This is a genomic window from Rhodococcus sp. MS13, assembly GCF_013277835.1.
Lineage (GTDB): Bacteria > Actinomycetota > Actinomycetes > Mycobacteriales > Mycobacteriaceae > Rhodococcus_F > Rhodococcus_F erythropolis.
Window position 1 is genome coordinate 312,164 of sequence record NZ_VBTL01000004.1, and the last position, 19,943, is coordinate 332,106.

At 61.5% G+C, this 19,943-nt stretch carries 20 protein-coding genes and 1 pseudogene; 8 read left to right on the plus strand and 13 right to left on the minus strand.

The features are described from left to right. Positions 1 to 13: 13 nt before the first annotated feature. On the minus strand, positions 14 to 1,381 hold the full coding sequence (locus FEZ59_RS09830; RefSeq protein ID WP_134999047.1) for a cytochrome P450: 1,368 nt from the start codon (positions 1,379 to 1,381) through the stop codon (positions 14 to 16). 91 nt (positions 1,382 to 1,472) lie between these two features. Here FEZ59_RS09830 and FEZ59_RS09835 point away from each other — a divergent pair, with 91 nt between their 5' ends. The 6 genes from FEZ59_RS09835 (at position 1,473) to FEZ59_RS09860 (ending at position 6,573) form a co-directional block, all read left to right on the plus strand. Continuing rightward, entirely contained in the window at positions 1,473 to 2,093 is a 621-nt protein-coding gene (locus FEZ59_RS09835) for a TetR/AcrR family transcriptional regulator (protein ID WP_021345503.1), read from the plus strand. Between the two features lie 72 nt (positions 2,094 to 2,165). Further along, on the plus strand, positions 2,166 to 2,858 hold the full coding sequence (locus FEZ59_RS09840) for a TetR family transcriptional regulator (RefSeq protein WP_134999046.1): 693 nt from the start codon (positions 2,166 to 2,168) through the stop codon (positions 2,856 to 2,858). 159 nt (positions 2,859 to 3,017) lie between these two features. Next, positions 3,018 to 4,175 (plus strand): acyl-CoA dehydrogenase, encoded by a 1,158-nt coding sequence (locus FEZ59_RS09845; protein WP_003939784.1) that lies wholly within the window; start codon positions 3,018 to 3,020, stop codon positions 4,173 to 4,175. Positions 4,176 to 4,267: 92 nt separating this feature from the next. Beyond that, entirely contained in the window at positions 4,268 to 5,116 is an 849-nt protein-coding gene (locus FEZ59_RS09850; protein WP_020909078.1) for a 3-hydroxybutyryl-CoA dehydrogenase, read from the plus strand. Between the two features lie 164 nt (positions 5,117 to 5,280). Then, a complete protein-coding gene (locus FEZ59_RS09855) occupies positions 5,281 to 6,156 on the plus strand; it encodes an oxygenase MpaB family protein (protein ID WP_134999045.1) in 876 nt (291 codons plus the stop codon). Positions 6,157 to 6,180: 24 nt separating this feature from the next. Then, a complete protein-coding gene (locus tag FEZ59_RS09860) occupies positions 6,181 to 6,573 on the plus strand; it encodes a S4 domain-containing protein (RefSeq protein WP_029256216.1) in 393 nt (130 codons plus the stop codon). A 17-nt stretch (positions 6,574 to 6,590) separates the two neighbouring features. Here the strand turns inward: FEZ59_RS09860 and FEZ59_RS09865 are convergent, their stop codons facing one another. Further along, positions 6,591 to 7,223: a GyrI-like domain-containing protein gene (locus FEZ59_RS09865; protein WP_134999044.1), complete on the minus strand. Its 633-nt coding sequence runs from the start codon at positions 7,221 to 7,223 to the stop codon at positions 6,591 to 6,593. A gap of 123 nt (positions 7,224 to 7,346) precedes the next feature. Between FEZ59_RS09865 and FEZ59_RS09870 the strand changes: the two genes are divergently transcribed. Then, the gene (locus tag FEZ59_RS09870; protein WP_029256218.1) at positions 7,347 to 8,531 is read left to right on the plus strand and encodes a metallophosphoesterase; all 1,185 of its coding nucleotides are present in this window, start codon (positions 7,347 to 7,349) and stop codon (positions 8,529 to 8,531) included. 6 nt (positions 8,532 to 8,537) lie between these two features. Here the strand turns inward: FEZ59_RS09870 and FEZ59_RS09875 are convergent, their stop codons facing one another. The 9 genes and pseudogenes from FEZ59_RS09875 to FEZ59_RS09915 all read right to left on the minus strand — a co-directional run bounded on the left by FEZ59_RS09875 (position 8,538) and on the right by FEZ59_RS09915 (position 18,297). After that, a complete protein-coding gene (locus FEZ59_RS09875) occupies positions 8,538 to 9,224 on the minus strand; it encodes a TetR family transcriptional regulator (protein WP_134999043.1) in 687 nt (228 codons plus the stop codon). 47 nt (positions 9,225 to 9,271) lie between these two features. After that, positions 9,272 to 10,100: pseudogene (locus FEZ59_RS09880) on the minus strand (ion channel). Between the two features lie 46 nt (positions 10,101 to 10,146). Continuing rightward, on the minus strand, positions 10,147 to 11,064 hold the full coding sequence (locus FEZ59_RS09885) for a diacylglycerol kinase (RefSeq protein WP_003940547.1): 918 nt from the start codon (positions 11,062 to 11,064) through the stop codon (positions 10,147 to 10,149). Further along, a complete protein-coding gene (locus FEZ59_RS09890) occupies positions 11,061 to 12,641 on the minus strand; it encodes an FAD-binding oxidoreductase (protein WP_134999098.1) in 1,581 nt (526 codons plus the stop codon). The genes FEZ59_RS09885 and FEZ59_RS09890 overlap by 4 nt, the downstream gene beginning before the upstream one ends. 92 nt (positions 12,642 to 12,733) lie before the next feature. Continuing rightward, positions 12,734 to 13,273, minus strand: coding sequence for a DinB family protein (locus tag FEZ59_RS09895; RefSeq protein ID WP_134999042.1), 540 nt, complete (start codon positions 13,271 to 13,273; stop codon positions 12,734 to 12,736). Between the two features lie 158 nt (positions 13,274 to 13,431). Beyond that, a complete protein-coding gene (htpG, locus tag FEZ59_RS09900; protein ID WP_019745254.1) occupies positions 13,432 to 15,360 on the minus strand; it encodes a molecular chaperone HtpG in 1,929 nt (642 codons plus the stop codon). Positions 15,361 to 15,491: 131 nt separating this feature from the next. Continuing rightward, entirely contained in the window at positions 15,492 to 16,625 is a 1,134-nt protein-coding gene (locus FEZ59_RS09905) for an acyl-CoA dehydrogenase family protein (RefSeq protein ID WP_070795688.1), read from the minus strand. A gap of 9 nt (positions 16,626 to 16,634) precedes the next feature. Continuing rightward, positions 16,635 to 17,807 carry an acyl-CoA dehydrogenase family protein gene (locus FEZ59_RS09910; RefSeq protein WP_134999041.1) on the minus strand — a complete coding sequence of 391 codons (1,173 nt, stop codon included), beginning with the start codon at positions 17,805 to 17,807 and terminating at the stop codon, positions 16,635 to 16,637. A 28-nt stretch (positions 17,808 to 17,835) separates the two neighbouring features. Then, on the minus strand, positions 17,836 to 18,297 hold the full coding sequence (locus FEZ59_RS09915; protein ID WP_020909091.1) for a MaoC family dehydratase: 462 nt from the start codon (positions 18,295 to 18,297) through the stop codon (positions 17,836 to 17,838). A gap of 93 nt (positions 18,298 to 18,390) precedes the next feature. On the opposite strand from FEZ59_RS09915, the gene FEZ59_RS09920 reads away from it, so the two are divergent. Further along, positions 18,391 to 19,029 (plus strand): TetR/AcrR family transcriptional regulator C-terminal domain-containing protein, encoded by a 639-nt coding sequence (locus FEZ59_RS09920; RefSeq protein WP_134999040.1) that lies wholly within the window; start codon positions 18,391 to 18,393, stop codon positions 19,027 to 19,029. Positions 19,030 to 19,050: 21 nt separating this feature from the next. Here the strand turns inward: FEZ59_RS09920 and FEZ59_RS09925 are convergent, their stop codons facing one another. Together FEZ59_RS09925 and FEZ59_RS09930 are read right to left on the minus strand one after the other, a co-directional pair. Then, positions 19,051 to 19,497 carry a MarR family transcriptional regulator gene (locus FEZ59_RS09925; protein ID WP_042952904.1) on the minus strand — a complete coding sequence of 149 codons (447 nt, stop codon included), beginning with the start codon at positions 19,495 to 19,497 and terminating at the stop codon, positions 19,051 to 19,053. A gap of 12 nt (positions 19,498 to 19,509) precedes the next feature. Continuing rightward, positions 19,510 to 19,914: an EVE domain-containing protein gene (locus FEZ59_RS09930; RefSeq protein WP_134999039.1), complete on the minus strand. Its 405-nt coding sequence runs from the start codon at positions 19,912 to 19,914 to the stop codon at positions 19,510 to 19,512. Positions 19,915 to 19,943 lie beyond the last annotated feature (29 nt).

The window sequence follows — 19,943 nt, forward strand, 5'->3', positions numbered from 1 at the left end:
CGGCCGTAGGGTCTCAGCGCACCGAACTGTGACGCCGGCGCAGATCGACAGGTTGCCCGTCCGAAGGGAACGGCAAGGACGTGAAGTCGAGCGGAGCGACGTAATCTGCGTCGACGTTCCAGTCGAAGCGCATGAGGAGGTGGTGCATGATTGCCTTGATCTCGGCGCCGGCGAAGTGCATTCCCAGGCATTTGTGCACTCCACCTCCGAACGGTTCCCACGCGTACCGATGAACCTTGTCTTCGCGTCGATTCTCGGCGAAACGTTCGGGATCGAAACGCTCGGGATCAGGCCAGTACTGCGCCATGTGGTGCGTGAAGTGAGGGGCGACAGAAACATACGTTCCCGCAGGCACGAAGTGACCCCGTACTTGAGTGTCGCGGACCGCTCGCCGCGCCATGACCGGTACGGGAGAGACGAGTCGGAGGCATTCCTTCATCACCAGGTCAAGGCTGCTCAGGCCGTCGAGATCTGCATAGCTGGGCGTCGAGGTCCCCAGAGCGAGCGACTCGGCACGGCACCTGTCCTGCCACTTCGGATGTTGACCTAGATATTGCATCATCGTGGAAAGGGTGATCGTCGAAGTGTCGTGTGCGGCCATCAGGAGGAAGATCATATGGTCGATCACTTCGTCGTCACTGAAGCGTTGTCCCGCTTCGGATTCGATGTGACAGAGCACGGAGAACAAATCATCGGTTGCGCGAGCTCGACGCGCCGGCAGGTAGCGACGAAAGAAGTCTTCCAGGACCCGGCGGCCGTCGAGTCCTCGCTTCCATCTGGTCCCCGGCACGCGGTAGCGGACCAGAGAAGTAGCCGCCTGCACACAATCCACGAAAGCCTTTTTCACCGAAGATATTTCGCTTTCGGTACTTTCTTCCGCACCGCCCATGAAGATGTCGGTGGCGAGATCGAGGGTGAGTGTCTTCAGCGCTGTGTATGCACGAAATCCGTCAGTGGGGGTCCATGTGTCGAGCGCCGAGTCGATTGCCGGATTGAGAACGTCGACAGACTTCTCGATCCGGGTCCGAGTGAACGCCTGCTGCATGATTCGACGATGCCGTAGATGTTCTTCCGAATCGAGAAGCATCAGCCCACCGTGAAAAAAGGGGCCGATAAGCACCGACCAGCCGTCGCTGTTCACAAAAGCCCGATCTTTGTTCTGCAGCACTTCCTGGCACGCGTCGGGTCCGAGAACAGCGATCCACTGCCGACCGACCATCGAGAACCAAGAGACCTCGCCGTATCGATCCCAGTTCTCTTGCATCAATGCGAGTGGATCGCGGATGTATGCAAGAGCGTGCCCGACGAGAGGCAGCCCGGAACGGCCCGAAATCGGGTGCAACTGCGAGTTCATGGGGGGACGAGCCAGGATCTTGGACACTGCGACCTCTACTCTCGCTCGATCTGACAGTACATCCTGTCAGATTGACTGTAGTCTGCGTCACAGTGGTTGCGTCTGTCAATATCGACCTATGACTTCTCCGACGCCGCGGCGGTATGCCGGCCTCAGCGGCGACCAGCGCTCAGCATTGCGGCGCGAGAGCTTGCTAGAGGCAGGGCTGGAACTATTCGCTGTCGCAGGCAGTCGAGGCGCCACGATGACCGCGATCTGTGCGCGGGCCAAGTTGACGGAACGCTACTTTTACGAAAGTTTTTCCAGCAGAGACGAACTACTGAAAACGATCCTGGACGGAATTGCCGACGAGGTTCGCGACGCCGGCCTGACCGCACTACGAGCGAGCGACGGGACGCTCGAGCAGCGCGTACGAGATGCCATCACGTCGTTCGTCACCCTCCTCACCGACGATCCCCGCAAGGGGCGTGTGGCAATGATCGAATCCGCTGCATACGAGCCCCTTCGCGCACACCGGCGCGCGGTACTGCACGGCTTCGCGCAAATGGTCGCGGACGAAGCCTCGCGAATGTACGGCGACCGAGCTTGGCCATCTCATCAAGGTCAGATCAACGGACTGCTCTTCGTCGGGGGCCTTGCCGAATTGGTCACCGCGTGGCTGAACGAGGAGATCGCTATTACCCCTGACGAGATCGTCGAGGCGGCAACCTACCAATTCACGTCCACCGCACACCGTTGAGATGGAACCGATCGGCATGCGGTTGCTGCCCGCCACACTGGAATGGCGCGAACAGGCGCAATACTTGTCCCCATGAGTGAACGCGCAGACCTGCCCGGAACTGACCCCGCACAGTTTCGGGTACACGTCGCGTCTCAAGCGATCCGGTTGTTCTCGGAGAACGGGTACGAAGCCACCACCGTCGAGCAGATCGCCGCTGCCGCCGGTGTGTCGCGCCGGACGTTCTTCCGGCAATTCCGCTCCAAGGAAGACGTGATCTTCGCCGATCACGAGTCCCTCCTCGAACACGTGGCCGAGTTCCTCGCGTCCGATTCCGCCGACCCCTGGGCGTCGGTGTGCGAGGCCGCGGGACTGGTCTTCGATTTCTTCCGCCGGAACCGTGACCTTTCGATGCGGCGATACCGCGTCGTACAGCATGTTCCGGCTCTTCGCGACCGCGAACTCGTCACCGGATTCCGCTATGAGCGCCTATTCGTCGACTACCTGCGCAGCGCTGTTCCCCGCGAACCGGTCCTCGAGGTTGTCGGTTTTGCCGCAGCTGTCACCGCGTGCCACAACTACCTCTTGCGAAGCATGATCAAAGGCGACGAAGACGCCACAGCCGAAGCGCTGAGCCAGGCATTGCTCGACGTTCGGCGGACGTACGGCGTGGCATCCGGGTCCAAGACCAGCACGCCAGAATCGAATTCTGTGCTGGTAGTAGCATTTCCCCCGGGCACGTCCGCCGAGGAGATCAGCAGAAAAATCCACGAACAACTCGGCTGACACCGCTCGTGCACCGGAACTTCACACTCCCATCCCTTGACCTGGCACTCAGTGCCGTGTTTGACTGGGGTCATTGGCACCGGTCTGTCCGCGAATCTCGTTGGTAACGCCGGAGCCGCACCAACCGCCTTCAAGCCACCTTCACCAAGGAGCGTTCCCATGGCAGGAAACCCGGATTTCAATCTCTTCGCGCTGAACGAAGAGCACGACGAACTGCGGGCTGCTATCCGCGGACTCTCCGAGAAGGAAATCGCGCCGTACGCCAAGGACGTCGACGAGAACGCACGTTTCCCCGAGGAAGCGCTCACCGCTCTCAACGCGTCTGGCTTCAACGCCATCCACGTTCCCGAGGCTTACGACGGCCAGGGCGCCGACTCCGTCGCCACCTGCATCGTCATCGAGGAAGTCGCCCGCGTCTGTGGCTCCTCCTCGCTGATCCCCGCCGTGAACAAGCTCGGCACCATGGGCCTGATCCTCAAGGGTTCCGAAGAGCTCAAGTCCAAGGTGCTCCCGGACCTCGTCAACGGCGGAATGGCGTCGTATGCACTGTCCGAGCGTGAAGCCGGATCCGACGCCGCTTCGATGCGTACCCGCGCGAAGGCTGACGGCGACGACTGGATCCTCAACGGTTCCAAGTGCTGGATCACCAACGGCGGCAAGTCGACCTGGTACACCGTCATGGCTGTCACCGATCCCGACAAGGGCGCAAACGGCATCTCCTCCTTCATGGTCCACAAGGACGACGAGGGCTTTGTCGTCGGACCGAAGGAAAAGAAGCTCGGCATCAAGGGCTCTCCCACCGCTGAGCTGTACTTCGAGAACTGCCGCATCCCCGGTGACCGCATCATCGGCGAACCGGGCACCGGCTTCAAGACGGCACTCGAAACCCTCGACCACACGCGTCCCACCATCGGCGCACAGGCCGTCGGCCTTGCTCAGGGCGCACTCGACGCGGCTCTGGCATACACCAAGGACCGCAAGCAGTTCGGCAAGTCCATCAGCGACTTCCAGGCTGTGCAGTTCATGCTCGCCGACATGGCAATGAAGGTCGAAGCCGCACGTCTGATGGTCTACACCTCCGCTGCTCGCGCCGAGCGCGGAGAGAAGAACCTCGGCTTCATCTCCGCTGCCGCGAAGTGCTTCGCTTCCGACGTTGCCATGGAGGTCACCACCGACGCCGTGCAGCTGTTCGGTGGCGCCGGCTACACCACCGACTTCCCGGTCGAGCGCATGATGCGCGACGCCAAGATCACGCAGATCTACGAAGGCACAAACCAGATTCAGCGCGTCGTGATGTCGCGTGCGCTACTGAAGTAGGGCCTCCGGCCCTGTGCGCGGTCAGGCAGTCCATAGACTCCTTAACCGCGCACGGGGGCTTGACCCCTGTCTGAAGAATCTTGAGGAGAATCGTGGAACTCGTAGGCGTAATCGGCGGCGGCACCATGGGTGCCGGCATTGCCGAAGTTTGTGCAAAAGCCGGTAGCTCGGTACTGGTGCTCGAAACCAAGGAAGAATTTGCCGCCGCTGCTCGCGAACGGATCGCCAAGTCGATCAACCGCGGCGTAGCCAAGGGCAAGATCACGCAGGAAGACGCCGACGCCGCCATCGCACGCGTTCGCGTCACCCTGGACATGGAAGAGTTCGCCGATCGCGACCTGGTGATCGAGGCGGCTCCCGAGATCGAAGCTCTCAAGTACGAGATCTTCGGCAAGCTCGACAAGATCGTCAAGCCTGCAGGCATTCTGGCGACCAACACCTCGTCGATCCCCGTCATCAAGATCGCCAAGGCCACCTCGCGCCCCGGCCAGGTTGTGGGCGTTCACTTCTTCAACCCCGTGCCGGTCATGCCGCTCGTGGAGATCGTGGTCAGCCTCACGACGTCCGAAGAGACCGTCCTCGCCGTCACCGACTACGCCAAGAACACCTTGCGTAAGAAGACGGTTCGCGCGGGCGACCGCTCGGGCTTCATCGTCAACGCTCTGCTCATCCCTTACCTGTGCCAGGCAGTCCGGATGCTCGAATCCGGCTACGCCACAGCAGAAGACATCGACGAGGCCATGAAGGGCGGCTGCGGCTACCCGATGGGTCCGCTGACGCTGCTCGACACCGTCGGTCTCGACATTGCCCTCGCAGCGGCAGAGTCCCTGTACGCGGAATTCGCAGAACCGCACTACGCTCCGCCGGCGCTGCTTCGCCGCATGGTCGACGCCGGTCGTCTCGGCAAGAAGACCGGTCGCGGGTTCTACGAATACGCCTGAGTCCGACCGCTTCACTCTTCCGGCCCCTCACCTATTGCAGGTGAGGGGCCGGAGTTGTTTTCGGACAGATCTTGTCGAATCGATTGACAAATTCGCGTAGCGCAGTAAAAGTCATCATGTGACAACAACCGTTGTCACATGATGGCAGGCGGAGGGGCACCCTGATGAGCAGCGACGCAGACACGGGCACTCGTCGATCGAAGCCTCGAGAACTACTAGCCGATCCGATCGGCCCCGGCTCTCTGACATGGACACACTTCGGCGACGTTCGCGGCCTGCTGTACCTCGGACGCGCAGGCACCCTGCAGAACATGCACCCCGCGGTAAGCGGAGCGCTGCAAGATCATTCGAATTTCTTCGACAACCCACTCGACCGCCTGTTCCGCTCACTGCCGCCCATCTACGGCGTCGTGTACGACCGGACCGAAGAGGGCACAGGCACGCTCGTTCGCAACTTCCACACCGATCTCAAAGGAATCGACGAAACCGGCGGGCGCTACCACGCCCTCGCTCCTGACACTTTCTGGTGGACACACGTCACGTTCTTCGAGGTGATTCTCGATTTCAACGAGCGATTCGCGTACAAGAAGTTCACGCAGGAGCAGAAGGACCAACTTGTCCGTGAGGCCGTAACCTGGTGGCGCTGTTACGGACTCACCGATCGGCCGGCTTTCGACGACTACGCCAGCTTCCGCATGTACTGGGAAGACATGCTCGACAACCAGTTGATCAACACCCACACCACGAAGTGGTCGACACACATCGCCGAGCACGACATCGCACCGGCTCCGAAGGTTCCGACATGGCTGTGGCGTCTTAGCTCTCGCCCCACGATGGCCGTGGCGAACTGGATCGGCAAGGCACTGATGCCGGAGAAGGCACGCAAGACCCTTGAATGGGAATGGACTCCGCGCGACGAACGGATGTACTTCTGGTTCGCCCGCTTCCTGACATTGACAGATCGGTTCTGGCATCTGCTGCCGCTACGACTGCGGTATGCACCGCGCGCCTACTCGGGCATCCGCGCGCAGGGTCTGTGAGCACTCGTCGGTAGGCTGGAGTGCGTGCCAGCCCAACTCCCCTCCGACGCGATCAGTGTCCGCGTGGACAGCTGGACGTGGGCGGTTCGGCTGTTCAAGACACGCTCGCAGGCGGCGACCGCCTGCCGATCGGGACACGTTCGGGTCAATGGAACGTCGGCAAAGGCGGCTCAGCAGGTGAAAGCCGGCGACGAGGTGCGGGTGCGTGTATCCGGCATCGAACGCATTGTCGTCGTGGTCAAGCCGATCACGAAGCGAGTCAGCGCGGTGCTGGCCGCCGATTGCCTGCAGGACAATTCGCCACCCCCACCACCGCCCGAACTGATTGCGTCCATTCCGCGACGTGATCGCGGCGCCGGCAGACCGACCAAGCGCGAGCGACGTGACCTCGAGAAGTTGCGCGGCCTCGAGCCGTAACCACCGCCTCGAACGCGTCACGACCTCGAAACAGGCTGACGCAGAACCGTCTTCAGTTTCTCGGGCGGCGTCCGGCGCGCATCACTGAGGTAGATCTCGTGATGATCGCCGTTGAAACTGAAGCCGTTCGACGGGATGAACGTGTTGTGCAGCCGGTCCAAGGTGGGAGCTTCGTCGTCGTACGAGCCGACGTGAAGAATCTGGACGGACAGACCTTCCTCCAACTCGAGAAACCTGACCTTGTCGAGAGCGGCAATCTCCTTCTTGGCCCGCACTGCCTTGGCTCGGACTGCTGCAATCGCCGCAGACAGTTCGGCCGCCGTGATCCACTCCGGTTGCGAGATCATCATCGTCCAATCCCAGGCCGCCTTGTCCCGTGTCACGAACACCTCGGGGTCATCTGCCCGCCACAACCCTTCCAGCGGGCCAACGACGAAGTCGCGATCCAATTCCTTCTTGCTAGCGAATTTTGCCGAGTAGGACACCGAATACAGCGCTTCGAGCGCCTCGGAGTACTCGGTGGCAGTGTTGGGGTCGCCGTGACCGTCGACGGCGAAGTAGCCGAAGCGGGGAACGGTCACGAGGGCAAAATCGCGGCGCCCAGGCGAGTAGAGATCCTTGTATGCCTTCTTGACGTCGTACTTCTCCATGCGCCACCCACCTGATCACTGGCCGAGTTTCAACGTTCGGAAACCTATCCGAGAACACCGACATCCCGATAGCGGACCACTGTCCCCTTGTTAATAGACCAGTGGACCTTTACTCTGGACGGGGTGACTACACCCCAGGCGACCGACGTCGCTCGAGTTCCGCGCCGCAGACCGTTGCGGATCGTTGCCATATCCGCGATTGTCGCGTCGATCTTGGCTCTGTTGTTCGTGTACCCATGGTGGAGCTTGTTCATCCGGCCGGACTGGCCGACGGCGGTGGCAGTTTTCGGCACCGTTCTGTTTGCCACCCTCTTGATCGCCCTGCCTGCGAGCATGGTGCTCAGCCACGGACACACCGACCGCGATCCAGTTCGCCTGATCGGCGACGCACTCCTCGGAATCATCTGGGTCGTGTTCGTGTGGACCCTGCTCGGCGAAGTTCTGAGGCTCGGACTGCTCGTCGGCGGCGTGGATGACCCGCTTCGATCGAGAATCGTCGCCGTTGCCGCACTGATCATCTCGGCCCTTCTGCTGATCTGGGGCTACCGGGAAGCCATGAGACTGCCACGGATCAAGCAGGTCGACGTCACCATCCCCCGCCTTGGTGCGGGGATGGACAAACTTCGGGTAGTCGCGATCACCGACACTCACTTTGGGCCGATCAATCGCGAGAAGTGGTCCGAGCGCGTGATCGCGGCAGTCAACGATCTCGACGCCGACATCGTGGCCCACGTCGGTGACATCGCCGACGGAACGGTAGAGCAGCGCCTCGGCCAAGCGACCCCCCTCGCATCGGTCGAAGCCGGGCTCGCTCGCGTCTACGTGACCGGCAATCACGAGTACTTCCACGAGGCTCAGGAGTGGCTCGACTACATGACCTCGATCGGCTGGGACGCGCTGCACAACCGCCACCTCGTCGTCACCAAGGGCGGAGACAGACTGGTCATCGCCGGAGTCGACGATGCGACAGCGTTGGGATCGAAACTGGACGGGCACGGCGCGAACTTCGACATGGCCCTGGCCGGCTCCGACCCCGAATTGCCGATCCTGATGCTCGCCCACCAACCGAAGCAGGTTACTCAGTCCGCTTCCGCGGGAGTGGATCTGCAGCTCGCCGGTCATACCCACGGCGGACAGATCTGGCCCTTCAACTTTCTGGTGAAACTCGATCAACCGTCGGTGCACGGGCTTACCAGGCACGGAGAACGTACGCAGCTGTACACCAGCCGGGGAACCGGATTCTGGGGTCCACCCTTCAGGGTGTTCGCACCGAGCGAGATAACCGTTCTGACGCTGCACAGCGCCTGATCGTTCTCAGCTCGTTCGGGTTGCCGCTCGCGCCGACAACCCGACGAGCTGGTTGATCAGACCTTCACGCAGGCCGACTGCGAACATGTCGGAGGCCGGGGGCGCCTGCATCTCGTTCAGTACGACGACCATGGATTCAGTCGGCTCGGCAGTCGGCCACAAGCCGGCAACGATCACCAGGGTTACCTTGGCGAATTGAGCGGCGTCGCCCTCCGAGAGATGGGGCAGTTGCGAATGAACCAGCGACGCAAACCTTCCCGAGTTGACCGTCGCCCGCTTCTTGAAGTCACGGGCGAAGTCGACGGAGATGTTTCTTTCGAGGACACCGGCCATGACACTCATCAACTCGCACAGTAATCGCTGTGAGACAAGCGATTCCGCAACCGCGGATGCCACATGAATTTCAGCGGCAAACGGTGAGTCGCCACCGGTCGAAGTCAACGACTCGGACAACCCGTCCAGCCACGCTACCCAGTTCTCGTCGAGCACTTCGAGAAAGATGGCCTCGCGACTGTCGAAGTACCGGAGCACGTTCGACTTCGCGAGGCCGACGCTCTCACTGAGCTCACGCAGACTGATGTCTGCGACTGGCTTGGACCCGAGCATCGCGCGAGCTGCGTCGAGAATCGCGCACCGACGTGCTTCGATCTGCTCGGGCCTGCGCGCGCGCTGGAATCCATGGGTCGCCACCATCACGCAAGATTATCAGACCATCGTTCTATTGTTTGCTGTACTGCGGGTCAATTGTCCGAAGGTGCATGCTGCGCCACGACTCCCCTCGACGCCAGCTCGCGACGCAGCGAATCGGTATCGACGGACGCGAGATCGACTCGGTGCGTGCGGGTGGCCAAAGCTCGGACCTCCACGGACAGATCTGCCACCTGCTTACGCGTCGCGGCCTGCCCTGCCTCGTCCTGTTCCGCCACTCGCTCGACCAACCAGGAAGCGAGTGTGGCAGTCACGATGCCCAGCAATGCAATTCCGCCGATCATCAACGCTCCGGCGATCAGGCGCCCGGTTGTAGTGACAGGAGCCATGTCTCCGTAACCGACGGTCGTAACCGTCTCCATCGCCCACCACAACGCCGTCCCGTACGACGTGATGGCGGCGCCCTCAGCGTGCCGCTCGGCGTCGAGCATGGCCAGTGCCGCGACACCGATCAGCAAGGCCGTAGCCCCGGTGGCGTAAACAACCACTCGTCCACGCAAGCTTTGCCCGCTCGAGCGGTGGACTATTGCAAGCAGGGTGACCAATCGAAGGAGGCGCAAGGGACGCAGCATGGGTAGCACCACCATCGCCAAATCCAAGAGATGCCTGACGAACCAGCGACCGCGTGCAGGAGCCAACCACAGGCGAACTGCGTAGTCGACGGCAAATACGAACCACGCGGCCCACATGATCCATTTCGGTCAGGCGATGCGGGAAGCCAGTCGGTTGCGCCAGGACTTGGTACGCGTACGCCACCAAGAACAGGCCGGCCGCAGCGGTCAAGGGGATGTCGGTGGTGAGCTGCCACCGCTCCGACGTCCACGCAGTGCGGCGGTGCACCGACTTCCTCGATTCGTTCATCCGAGAAGTCTTACACCACTGCTACCGCGTGACCGGCAGAACCAACTCAGATCCGAGTGTGCGTCAAGATGTTGAGCGCCATGGGAACTGCCTCGATCGTGATGGGCAACGGCCCCACCCGATCGCCGTCCGCGTAGGCGATGATGCCCTCGGAGACCAACCGGACCTTCTTCGACCGATACGTCTGTACCGCATCCAAGGAGACGTGAGTTCCCTTGTACACCCGCGGAAACAGGCGCACCAGACGCAACCTCGAACCGTGCCCGACGACGGTCAGATCCAGCAACCCATCAGACTTCGACGCGCCCGGAGTGATGAGCATGCCGCCACCGTACGAGCGGCCGTTGCCGACAGCCACGAGCGTCGCGTCCACCGTGATGACCTCGTCGTCGAGTTCGATCCGGTACGGCAGCGGCTTCATCTTCGCCAACTCGGCGAGCATCGCCAAGTTGTAGCGCATCGGTCCCTTGGGCCACGACATCCGATTGGCCCGTTCACTGACCAGCGAATCGAATCCGCTCGCGATGATCGTTCCCGACCAGACGACGGAACCGTCGGCAAGCGTGATCTTCGCCAGGTCGGACTGCTGCACGACGCCGTCGGCGATCACATCGGCGGCTGCCTCGGGATCGCCTGTGGGAATGCCGAACTCACGGGCGTGATCGTTACCGGTGCCCGCCGGGATGAGTCCGATAGGAGTATCGGTCAACGCGGCAGCCTGCAATCCGATGCTGATGGCACCGTCACCGCCGACCACCACCAGCGCGTCGGTACCCTCCTCGATCGCACGACGCGCCAACTTCTTGGCGTCGTCGGCATCGGTTCCGATAATCTCGGTGACGGCAACTCCCCGAGCACGCAGTCGCGCAACACCTTTGCGTCCGGCCGCAGGCGCGTGACCATGTCCCGCCATCGGATTGATCAGGACGGTAACCTTCTCGATCTGACTGCGGGTTTCGGTCACGGAATCAGCTTTCCAGGATTGAGGATGCCGGCAGGGTCAACTGCATTCTTCACTGCGCGAAGGATATTCGCGCCCAATTCGCCGATCTCGTCCTTCATCCACGGGCGATGGTCAGCTCCGACTGCGTGATGATGGGTGATCGTGCCACCGGCGGCGATGATCGCATCGCCAGCGGCAGTTTTCGCCTTGTGCCACTGAGCGATCGGATCCTCGGTCTGCGCGCTGACTACTGTGAAGTACAGCGAAGCACCGGTCTTGTACGTGTGAGAAATGTGGCACATGACGAGCGGCTGAGTCCCCTGCTCGACGAGAGCCTTGGTCAGCGCTTCGGTGACCGAGGAGCGCAAGTTCGCGAGGTTACCCCAGGTGGTTGCTGTCTCGAGGGTTTCACACAGTGCGCCGACGTCGAGCAGAGCGTCACGCAGATACGGCGCATCGAATCGACCGTGTTCCCAACTGTTTCCGGGCTCCTCACCGAGCGAAGTCCCACCGTGAGCGGTGAGAATTGCTCGGGCCTCCGCCACCCGTTCAGCGGTGTGCGAAGCGGTGCCCTCGTAGGTGGTGATGCCGAGGCAACCACCCGTGAAAGCGTTCTCGCCGATCTTGTCGGTAGTCGCCAGATTCACGCCACTCTCGGCCTCGTCGGACAACCGCAATACTGTCGGAGCCGATCCTTCCTGGACCAGCTCACGCAATGCTGCTGCGCCGGTGGCGAAGTCAGGGAAGCTCCACCCTTCGCGCACGGTGGTCTCGGGCAGGCGGTGAACCCGCACACGCACGTGCGTGATGACGCCGAACGTGCCCTCGGAGCCGACAAAAAGCTCACCCAGATCGGGGCCTGCGGCAGATGCCGGCGCACGCCCGGTCTCGACCACACCACTCGGGGTGACAACAGTGAGGCCCTGAACCATGTCCTCGAAACGTCCGTACCCAGCCGACGCCTGCCCCGAAGACCGGGTGGCGGCAAACCCGCCCAGAGTGGCGAACAGGAAGCTCTGCGGGAAGTGCCCGACCGAGAAACCGTGCTCACGCAGAAGCTCCTCGGCCCGTGGGCCGGTCGTTCCGCCGCCGAACGTCGCGATGCCCGATTCCTCGTCCAACCCTACGAGCTGATCGAACCTGCGCAGATCGAGAGATAGAACTGCGTCGAACCCGTCACGAATGGGATCGAGCCCGCCGACGACGCTGGTGCCACCACCGAACGGGACCACTGCGATCCGGTTGGCAGAGCAGTATCGGAGAACCTGCTCGACCTCTGCGTCTGTCCCTGGAGTGACGACTGCGTCCGGTGCGTCCTGCGGCTCGGCGCTACGACGGCGAAGCAGATCCGGGGTGCTCTTGCCACCGGCCCGAAGGATTCGATCCGAATCCTCTGTGCTGACGTACTCGGCCCCGACCAGCCCAGCCAGCGCCTCGACGTGCGACTGAGCCAGGGCGGACGGAGTCACCTGAACGTCTTCGATGGCGAGGCGCGAGCGAGTCGGTGCGGACACACCGAGAAATCCGGTCAACAATGATGTGACTGCGTCCGACAGTTCACGCTTCTTGGCCGGATCGCCCCAGGCGTCCCACTGCATCGGCGGTTGCAAGGCAGACTTTTCGGTGCTCATAGACACTAGTGTTACATATTTGTGTGATGTGTAAACATCCCGGTTGATCGAGCTGTCGATCAACCCATCGTCTTGGATCCGTCGATGGCTTCACGAAGCATGTCTGCGTGGCCCGCATGCTGGGCCGTCTCGGCGATGATGTGCAGCAATGCGCGCCGCGCTGACCAGCGAGCGCCGGCTTCGAACCACGGAGCGCTCGGAAGTGGATGCGAGATGTCGAGGCTGTCCAGCGAGGCCACCAACTCGTCGGTCCTGGCCGCGATCCCTTCGTACTCGGAAACGATGCTTGCCAAGGTTTCACCCTCGACCATGGCAAATTCGTTCGCCCGTTCCTGTTGCATCTCTTCCGACCACTGGGTCGGGTCGAAGTCCCCGCCAAGTCCGGCCGGCCCTTCCAGAATGAAGTCGACCCAACCCTTCTCCGCCTGACCCACGTGCTTGATCAATCCGCCTAGGCACAGTTCGCTCACGGTCGGCCTCGAAGCAGCCTGGTCGTCGGTGAGGTTCTTGACGGTGAAGAGCAGGAATTCACGATGTTGACGCAGGCTCTGGAGGAGATCCGCGCGCTCGCCGGTGACGGTGACAGTCGATGCGTTCATGATGTTTTTCCTTCGCTCGTGGGTTCTTTGCCCTGTGAGAACTACGTTAGAAGTCATTGCGGACAGAAACGGTCCTCATTAGAAAACGATCAAAGAAAAAACTCCCGGCACTCACCAATGAGGGTGAGTGCCGGGAGTTCGAGCGAGCTAGAACGAGATCAGACTGTGCGGGCCAAACGATCGGCCAGCAGGCGCGTGAAGTGCGCCGGGTCGCTCAGCTCGCCGCCCTCGGCAAGCAACGCCATGCCGTAGAGCAACTGAGCCGTCTCCGTCAGGTTCTCCGCATTGTCGTTGGCGGCCTGCGCCTCCCGAAGACCCGAGACAAGCGGGTGCTCCGGGTTGAGCTCGAGGATGCGCTTGCTGTGCGGAACAGGCTGACCCGAAGCCTTGTACATCTTCTCGAGCGTCGGAGACATGCTGAACGCGTCGCCGACGATGCAGGCAGCCGAGGTGGTCAGTCGCGTCGAGAGACGCGTTTCCTTGATGTCGTCGGACAGGGTTTCGGTCAGCCACGTCAGCAGCTCGCCGAATTCCTTCTCCTTCTCTTCGCGCTCGGCCTCGGCCGCCTTCTTCTCGTCCTCGGTGTCGAGGTCGACCTCGCCCTTGGCGATCGACTGGAAGGTCTTGCCGTCGAAGTCCGAGACAGCGTCGACCCACATCTCGTCCACCGGGTCGGTGAGAACCAGAACCTCGAGGCCCTTGGCCTTGAAAGCCTCCATGTGCGGGGAGCTTTCGATGAGGTGACGGGATTCGCCCGTCATGAAGTAGATCTGTTCCTGGCCGTCCTTCATGCGCTCCACGTACTCGGCGAGAGTGGTCACGCCCTCTTCGCTGTTGGTCGAGGCAAACGAAGAGATGTCGAGCAGCGTCTTGCGGTTGTCGGCATCGGCCATCAGGCCTTCCTTGAGCGCGCGTCCGAACTCGGTCCAGAAGGTCGAGTACTTCTCGGGCTCGTTCGCCTTCATGTCCTTGATGGTCGAGAGGACCTTCTTGGTCAGACGACGACGGATGGCAGCGATCTGCCGGTCCTGCTGCAGAATTTCACGAGAGACGTTGAGCGAGAGGTCTTGTGCGTCGACCACGCCCTTGACGAAGCGCAGGTAATCGGGCACCAACTCTTCGCAGTCGTCCATGATGAAGACGCGCTTGACGTAGAGGTGGATGCCGGCCTTGCGCTCACGCATGAACAGATCGAACGGCGCCGTCGACGGAATGAACAGCAGCGCTTGGTATTCGAAAGTACCTTCGGCCTTCATCGGGATGACCTCGAGAGGCTCGTCCCAGGCGTGGCTGACGTGCTTGTAGAACTCCTTGTACTCGTCCTCGGACACCTCGTCCTTGGAGCGAGTCCACAGAGCCTTCATCGAGTTGATCGTCTCGGTCTCGATGGTGACCTCGGGCTCTTCGCCCTCCGCCGGCGTCGACGTACGAGCGACATCCATGCGGATGGGCCACGCGATGAAGTCGGAGTACTTCTTGACCAGTTCCTTGATCTTCCATTCCGACGTGTAGTCGTGCAGGCCGTTCTCGGAATCCTCGGGCATCAGGTGCAGGGTCACGGAGCTGCCCTGCGGCGCCTCATTCACATGCTCGAGCGTGTACGTGCCTTCGCCGGTCGACTCCCAGCGCGTCGCGTGATCTTCACCGGCGCGGCGGGTCAGCAGCGTGACCTTGTCCGCCACCATGAACGTGGAGTAGAAGCCGATGCCGAACTGACCGATCAGTTCTTCCGATGCCGCTGCATCCTTGGCTTCCTTGAGCTTACGACGCACCTCGGCGGTGCCGGACTTGGCGAGCGTGCCGATCAGGTCGACGACCTCGTCACGCGACATTCCGATGCCGTTGTCGCGGATGGTCAGGGTGCGTGCCGCCTTGTCGATGTCGATCTCGATATGCAGATCGGAGACGTCGACGTCGAGGTCTTTGTCCTGGTACGACTCGAGGCGGAGTTTGTCCAGCGCGTCCGAAGCGTTGGAGATCAACTCACGAAGGAAGCTGTCCTTGTTCGTATAGATTGAATGAACCATCAGATCCAGCAGCTGACGTGTTTCTGCTTGGAACTCGAGCTGCTCGGTATGCGCGGTCACTTCGATCCCTTTCTCTTCTCGGACTGATCACAGGGATTTTACTCGACCTCGAATACCGCGGGCCGGCCCCCGCACAGACAAGGGAGGCCACGCGACCTGCGCATGACCTCCCGTTATCTTCACCCACCGATCTACTCGGTGACGTCAACCATCGAATAGTTCGAGACGCCGCCGGCCAGCACCCTGAGGTGATCGTCCGATGCGCCCAAAGTGTGTTCGATGGCCACCAGCCGCGAGACGTAGTGCCCGACCGGATACTCGGCTGTCATACCGATACCACCGTGCATTTGAATTGCTTCCTGACCGATCTGATGCGCGGCACGACCGACAGCCAGCTTCGCTCGCGACGCGATGGTCGGATCGATCACTCCGTCGGCGATGGCCATGGTCGCGTACAGACTCATACTGCTCGCCAGTTCGAGCGCCACGTACATGTCAGCCGCACGATGAGTCAGCGTCTGGAACTTCGCGAGCGGAACACCGAACTGCTTGCGCTGCTTCAGGTAATCCGTCGTCAGTCGCAGCGCCTCGGTCATGATTCCGATCGCCTCGGCGCACAGAGCTGCCTGCGCCCGGACCTCTGCGTCAACGATCGCCGCCGTGACATCGCCGCCCTCACCAAGTTGTTCGGCCGCGGCATCGGTGAACGTGAACTGCGCGCCGCGACGGCCGTCGTGGGTGGCGTACGTGCTCCGTGTGACACCCGAGCCTTCTGCATCCACCAGGAAGAGCCCGGTGCCGCCGCCTGGAAGTGTGGCACTGACGATCACGACGTGCGCGCTGTCGCCCTGCAGAACCGGGTTCTTGACGCCGGTGATCGTCCACCCCGATCCCGCCTTCGATGCCGCGGTCGTGACAGTGGCGACCGGCCAGCGCGTGCCAGGTTCCGTATGGGCAAAGGCCGACAACGTGGTCCCGTCGCTGAGCGCCGGCAGGAGTCGCGCCCGCTGATCTGCCGAACCGATCGCAGCAATCAATCCACCGGGGATCAGAACACCACCCAAATACGGCTCGGGTGCAAGCGCGCGGCCCAGTTCGGTCATCACCACCATGGTCTCGACCGGCCCAGCGCCCATCCCGCCATCGGCCTCCGCGAATGGCAGGCCGAGCAGCCCGAGCTCGGCGAACTGCTTCCACACCGAGGCATTCCATCCCTCGTCAGTGGCCGAGGTGGCGTTGCGCTTCTCCGCGTCGTAGCTGCGGCTGAGTAATTCGCGCGTTGTGTCGCGAAGCATCGTCTGTTCGTCGTCGAGTTCGAAATTCATGTCAGATGCTCACAATCCGAGGATCGAGGAGGCAATGATGGAGCGCTGCACCTCACTTGATCCGCTGTAGATGGAAACCTTCCGGTAGTTCAAGTAGCGCGGCGCCGCCTGCTGCGCCCACTCCGGCGAGTCGATGTCGGCGATGTCTACCGGCAGAGAGTCCGGTCCGGCGACATCCATCAGCAATTCCGTTGCTGCCTGCTGCAATTCGGAGCCACGGAGCTTGAGCAGCGAGGATGCCGGATTCGGCTTTCCGTCTGCCGAACTCGCCACAACTCGCAGTTGAGTCAGATCCAGTGCAAGCAATTCGTTTTCCAACTCGGCCAACCGAGCCGCGAACAACGGATCCTCGAGGAGGGTGCCGGTTCCGACGCGAACCTCCCGCGCCTTCTCTTTTGCCGTGGCGACAAGGGTTTTGGAGAACCCGACCCGTGTGACCCCCGTGCGTTCGTTGCCGAGCAGGAACTTGGCGTAGTCCCAGCCCTTGTTCTCCTCGCCGACAAGATTTTCCGCAGGAACACGGACGTTGTCGAAGAACACCTCGTTGACCTCGACGCTGCCGTCGATCAGTTTGATGGGACGAATCGTGATGCCGGGAGTCGCCAAATCGATGAGCAGGAACGAAATTCCTGCCTGACGCTTCTGGGCACTGGCATCTGTCCGAACCAGACAGAAGATCCACTCGGCGTGCTGCGCGAGAGTAGTCCACGTCTTCTGACCGTTGACGATGTAATCCGCGCCGTCACGGACAGCAGCCGTCTTGAGTGAAGCGAGATCCGAACCGGCTTCTGGTTCCGAAAAACCTTGGCACCACCAGATATCGGCGTTAGCCGTCGCCGGGAGAAACTTCTCCTTCTGCTCCTGCGAGCCGAAGGCTGCGATAACGGGCCCAACCATGCTCACGTTGAACGGCAACGGGTTGGGTACCGACGCCAACTGCATTTCCTCGGAATAGATGTGGCGCTGTACCGGAGTCCAGTCCTTGCCACCCCATTCGACCGGCCAGTGCGGAACCGCCAGTCCGTGTGCGTTCAGAATCTGTTGGCCCGCAACGATGTCTTCACGCGTCAGCTTTCCGAATCCCGCTGCACGTGCACGAAGTTCGGGCGAGAATTCGGTGGTGAAGAACTTTCGCATCTCCTCGCGGAACGCAAATTCCTCACCGGTCAATTCGAGATTCATATGGAGTCTGCTTTCTTCTGGCAGGATTTCAGAACAAGATTCGTGCGACGGTCTGCGCAACAACGGCTGGCTTGTCCACGCCTTCGATCTCGACGGTGTTGGTGATCTGACTCTGCAGCGAACCGTTCGGCAACTCTTCGATCGCAGAGAGCACTGCAGTGTTTCGAACCTTGGCTCCAACCGGCACCGGACTCGGGAATCGAACCTTGTCGGACCCGTAGTTGATAACCATCTTCGCCCCGTCGATGCGGTACACGGACTTCGACAGAAGCGGCAGGAGCGAGAGAGTCAGATACCCGTGGGCAATCGGACCGCCGAAAGGTGATTCACGCTTTGCCCTTTCGTCGTCGACGTGAATCCACTGATGGTCACCGGTCGCGTCGGCAAATTGATGGACCATCTCGCGGGTGACCTCGACCCACTCGCTCGAGCCCAGCGTTTCACCGACCGCCCCCAGGAGATCGGCCTTGTTCTCGAACACCCGCGTCATCTGATCCTCCACGTTCCCGAACACTGTTAGGTTAATTGGATAATAAACTCACGGTGTAAGGTTGTCCAGTACTTTCACACGAAAGGGTGTGCGATGGCGCGACCGCGGATTCCACTACTGAGCAAGCCGATCATCAGGGACACCGCCCTGAAATTGGTCGACGAGCACGGTTTGACCGACTTCTCGATGCGCAAACTCGCCACCGTTCTCGGCGTGCAAGCACCATCGCTGTACAGCCATTACGCCAACAAGGACGAGCTACTCGACGACGTCGCGAACGTCATCATGGAGTCCGTCGACGTGAGCGGCTTCGACTCTGACGATTGGCGCGGTGCGCTTCGCACGTGGGCGCGGTCCTACCACGCTGCCCTGGGCAAGCATCCCAATATCGTTCCCTACTTGGCCTACGGTCCGAGCGTCAGGCCCATCGCCCTTGACCGCGCCAACGCCATCCATGGCGGGTTGGTGCGGGCCGGATGGCCGCAGCGCACGGCAACACTGATCGGCGCTTCCGTCAAGTACGTGGTCATGGGTGCTGCGACAGCGACGTTCTCCGGCGGATTCGTGGACGATCCTGCGATCTACGCCGAGCGTTACCCGCACCTCACGCGAGCACATCTGTTGCGTGAGCGTGCAACGGAAATCGACGGTGCCAGTTTCGAACTCGCGCTGGAATCCCTGCTGGACGGGCTGGAAGCCAAATATGCACTGCTGCAGATTACTTCAGAGTAATCCCCTGAAAACTGGGGGTTGCTACTTTCGGTCGAGCATGCCGAGCATCGCAACGAAGGCCGCCTGACGATCCCCGAGAGCGGCAAAGAATTCCCGATCCGATGCTTCGACCGCACGATTTGCCTTGCCTGCCAGGGCCGCACCCGCCTGGGTCACCACCACTGAACGTGCCCGAGCGTCGGTCGGGTGTGGACGTCGTTCGACCAATTTCTTGGATTCGAGGGTCCGTATCACCTGTGACGTCATCATCGGATCGGTGCGCGCGTACTCGGCAAGATCGCGTTGAGTTATCGGTGTTTCCGCGTCCAGCCACGTCAGTGCGGCGAGCAGAACGAACTGCACGTGAGTCAGGTCGAAAGGCCGCAGCGCCGCGCGAATCGAGGCCTGCCAAGCATTGGTGACACGCCACAACATCAGCCCCGGACTGTCGCCAGCATCCTCGAAGTCGGTTTCCAGTTTCTTCGCCACAGCGTCAGTGTGTCAGCTCGTTGTCGAGCGCAGAATCTCGACGTCGTTGCCATCCAACGGAATCAAGCCTCGGCGGAGCTGATACCCCCAGTTCGGTGTCGAGGTCAATGCCAATCGACTCCGTACGTCGCCGAGAGGAACGGGCGTGAACGGCTCGTATCGCACTCGACGCCGAAACGGCTTGAAGCACCCCTCGTCCGCCTGCCAAATCTCACCCTCTTCGATCACGCCGAGGGCTGTGAACTCGCGCAACGGATCTCGATCACCAATGGACTCGACCGGCGAATAGTAGACAAGCACATCGCCCGCCTTCATCCGCGCCAATCCGGACCTCTTCCCGTGCCCGATCTGCGCGATCCCAAGATCCACTGCACGACACACATGTTCGGCCGAGACAACCCCTAACCAGGCGTTCATCGCCGACCACCTGGCGAACCGATCGCAAG

Excerpts from the sequence above, each read along its gene's own strand:
- FEZ59_RS09835 (WP_021345503.1), top strand. The coding sequence starts at position 1,473 with ATGACTTCTCCGACGCCGCGGCGGTATGCCGGCCTCAGCGGCGACCAG.
- FEZ59_RS09840 (WP_134999046.1), top strand. The coding sequence starts at position 2,166 with ATGAGTGAACGCGCAGACCTGCCCGGAACTGACCCCGCACAGTTTCGG.
- FEZ59_RS09845 (WP_003939784.1), top strand. The coding sequence starts at position 3,018 with ATGGCAGGAAACCCGGATTTCAATCTCTTCGCGCTGAACGAAGAGCAC.
- FEZ59_RS09855 (WP_134999045.1), top strand. The coding sequence starts at position 5,281 with ATGAGCAGCGACGCAGACACGGGCACTCGTCGATCGAAGCCTCGAGAA.
- FEZ59_RS09865 (WP_134999044.1), bottom strand. The coding sequence starts at position 7,223 with ATGGAGAAGTACGACGTCAAGAAGGCATACAAGGATCTCTACTCGCCT.
- FEZ59_RS09875 (WP_134999043.1), bottom strand. The coding sequence starts at position 9,224 with ATGGTGGCGACCCATGGATTCCAGCGCGCGCGCAGGCCCGAGCAGATC.
- FEZ59_RS09890 (WP_134999098.1), bottom strand. The coding sequence starts at position 12,641 with ATGCAGTGGGACGCCTGGGGCGATCCGGCCAAGAAGCGTGAACTGTCG.
- FEZ59_RS09895 (WP_134999042.1), bottom strand. The coding sequence starts at position 13,273 with ATGAACGCATCGACTGTCACCGTCACCGGCGAGCGCGCGGATCTCCTC.
- FEZ59_RS09905 (WP_070795688.1), bottom strand. The coding sequence starts at position 16,625 with ATGAATTTCGAACTCGACGACGAACAGACGATGCTTCGCGACACAACG.
- FEZ59_RS09910 (WP_134999041.1), bottom strand. The coding sequence starts at position 17,807 with ATGAATCTCGAATTGACCGGTGAGGAATTTGCGTTCCGCGAGGAGATG.
- FEZ59_RS09915 (WP_020909091.1), bottom strand. The coding sequence starts at position 18,297 with ATGACGCGGGTGTTCGAGAACAAGGCCGATCTCCTGGGGGCGGTCGGT.
- FEZ59_RS09920 (WP_134999040.1), top strand. The coding sequence starts at position 18,391 with ATGGCGCGACCGCGGATTCCACTACTGAGCAAGCCGATCATCAGGGAC.
- FEZ59_RS09930 (WP_134999039.1), bottom strand. The coding sequence starts at position 19,914 with ATGAACGCCTGGTTAGGGGTTGTCTCGGCCGAACATGTGTGTCGTGCA.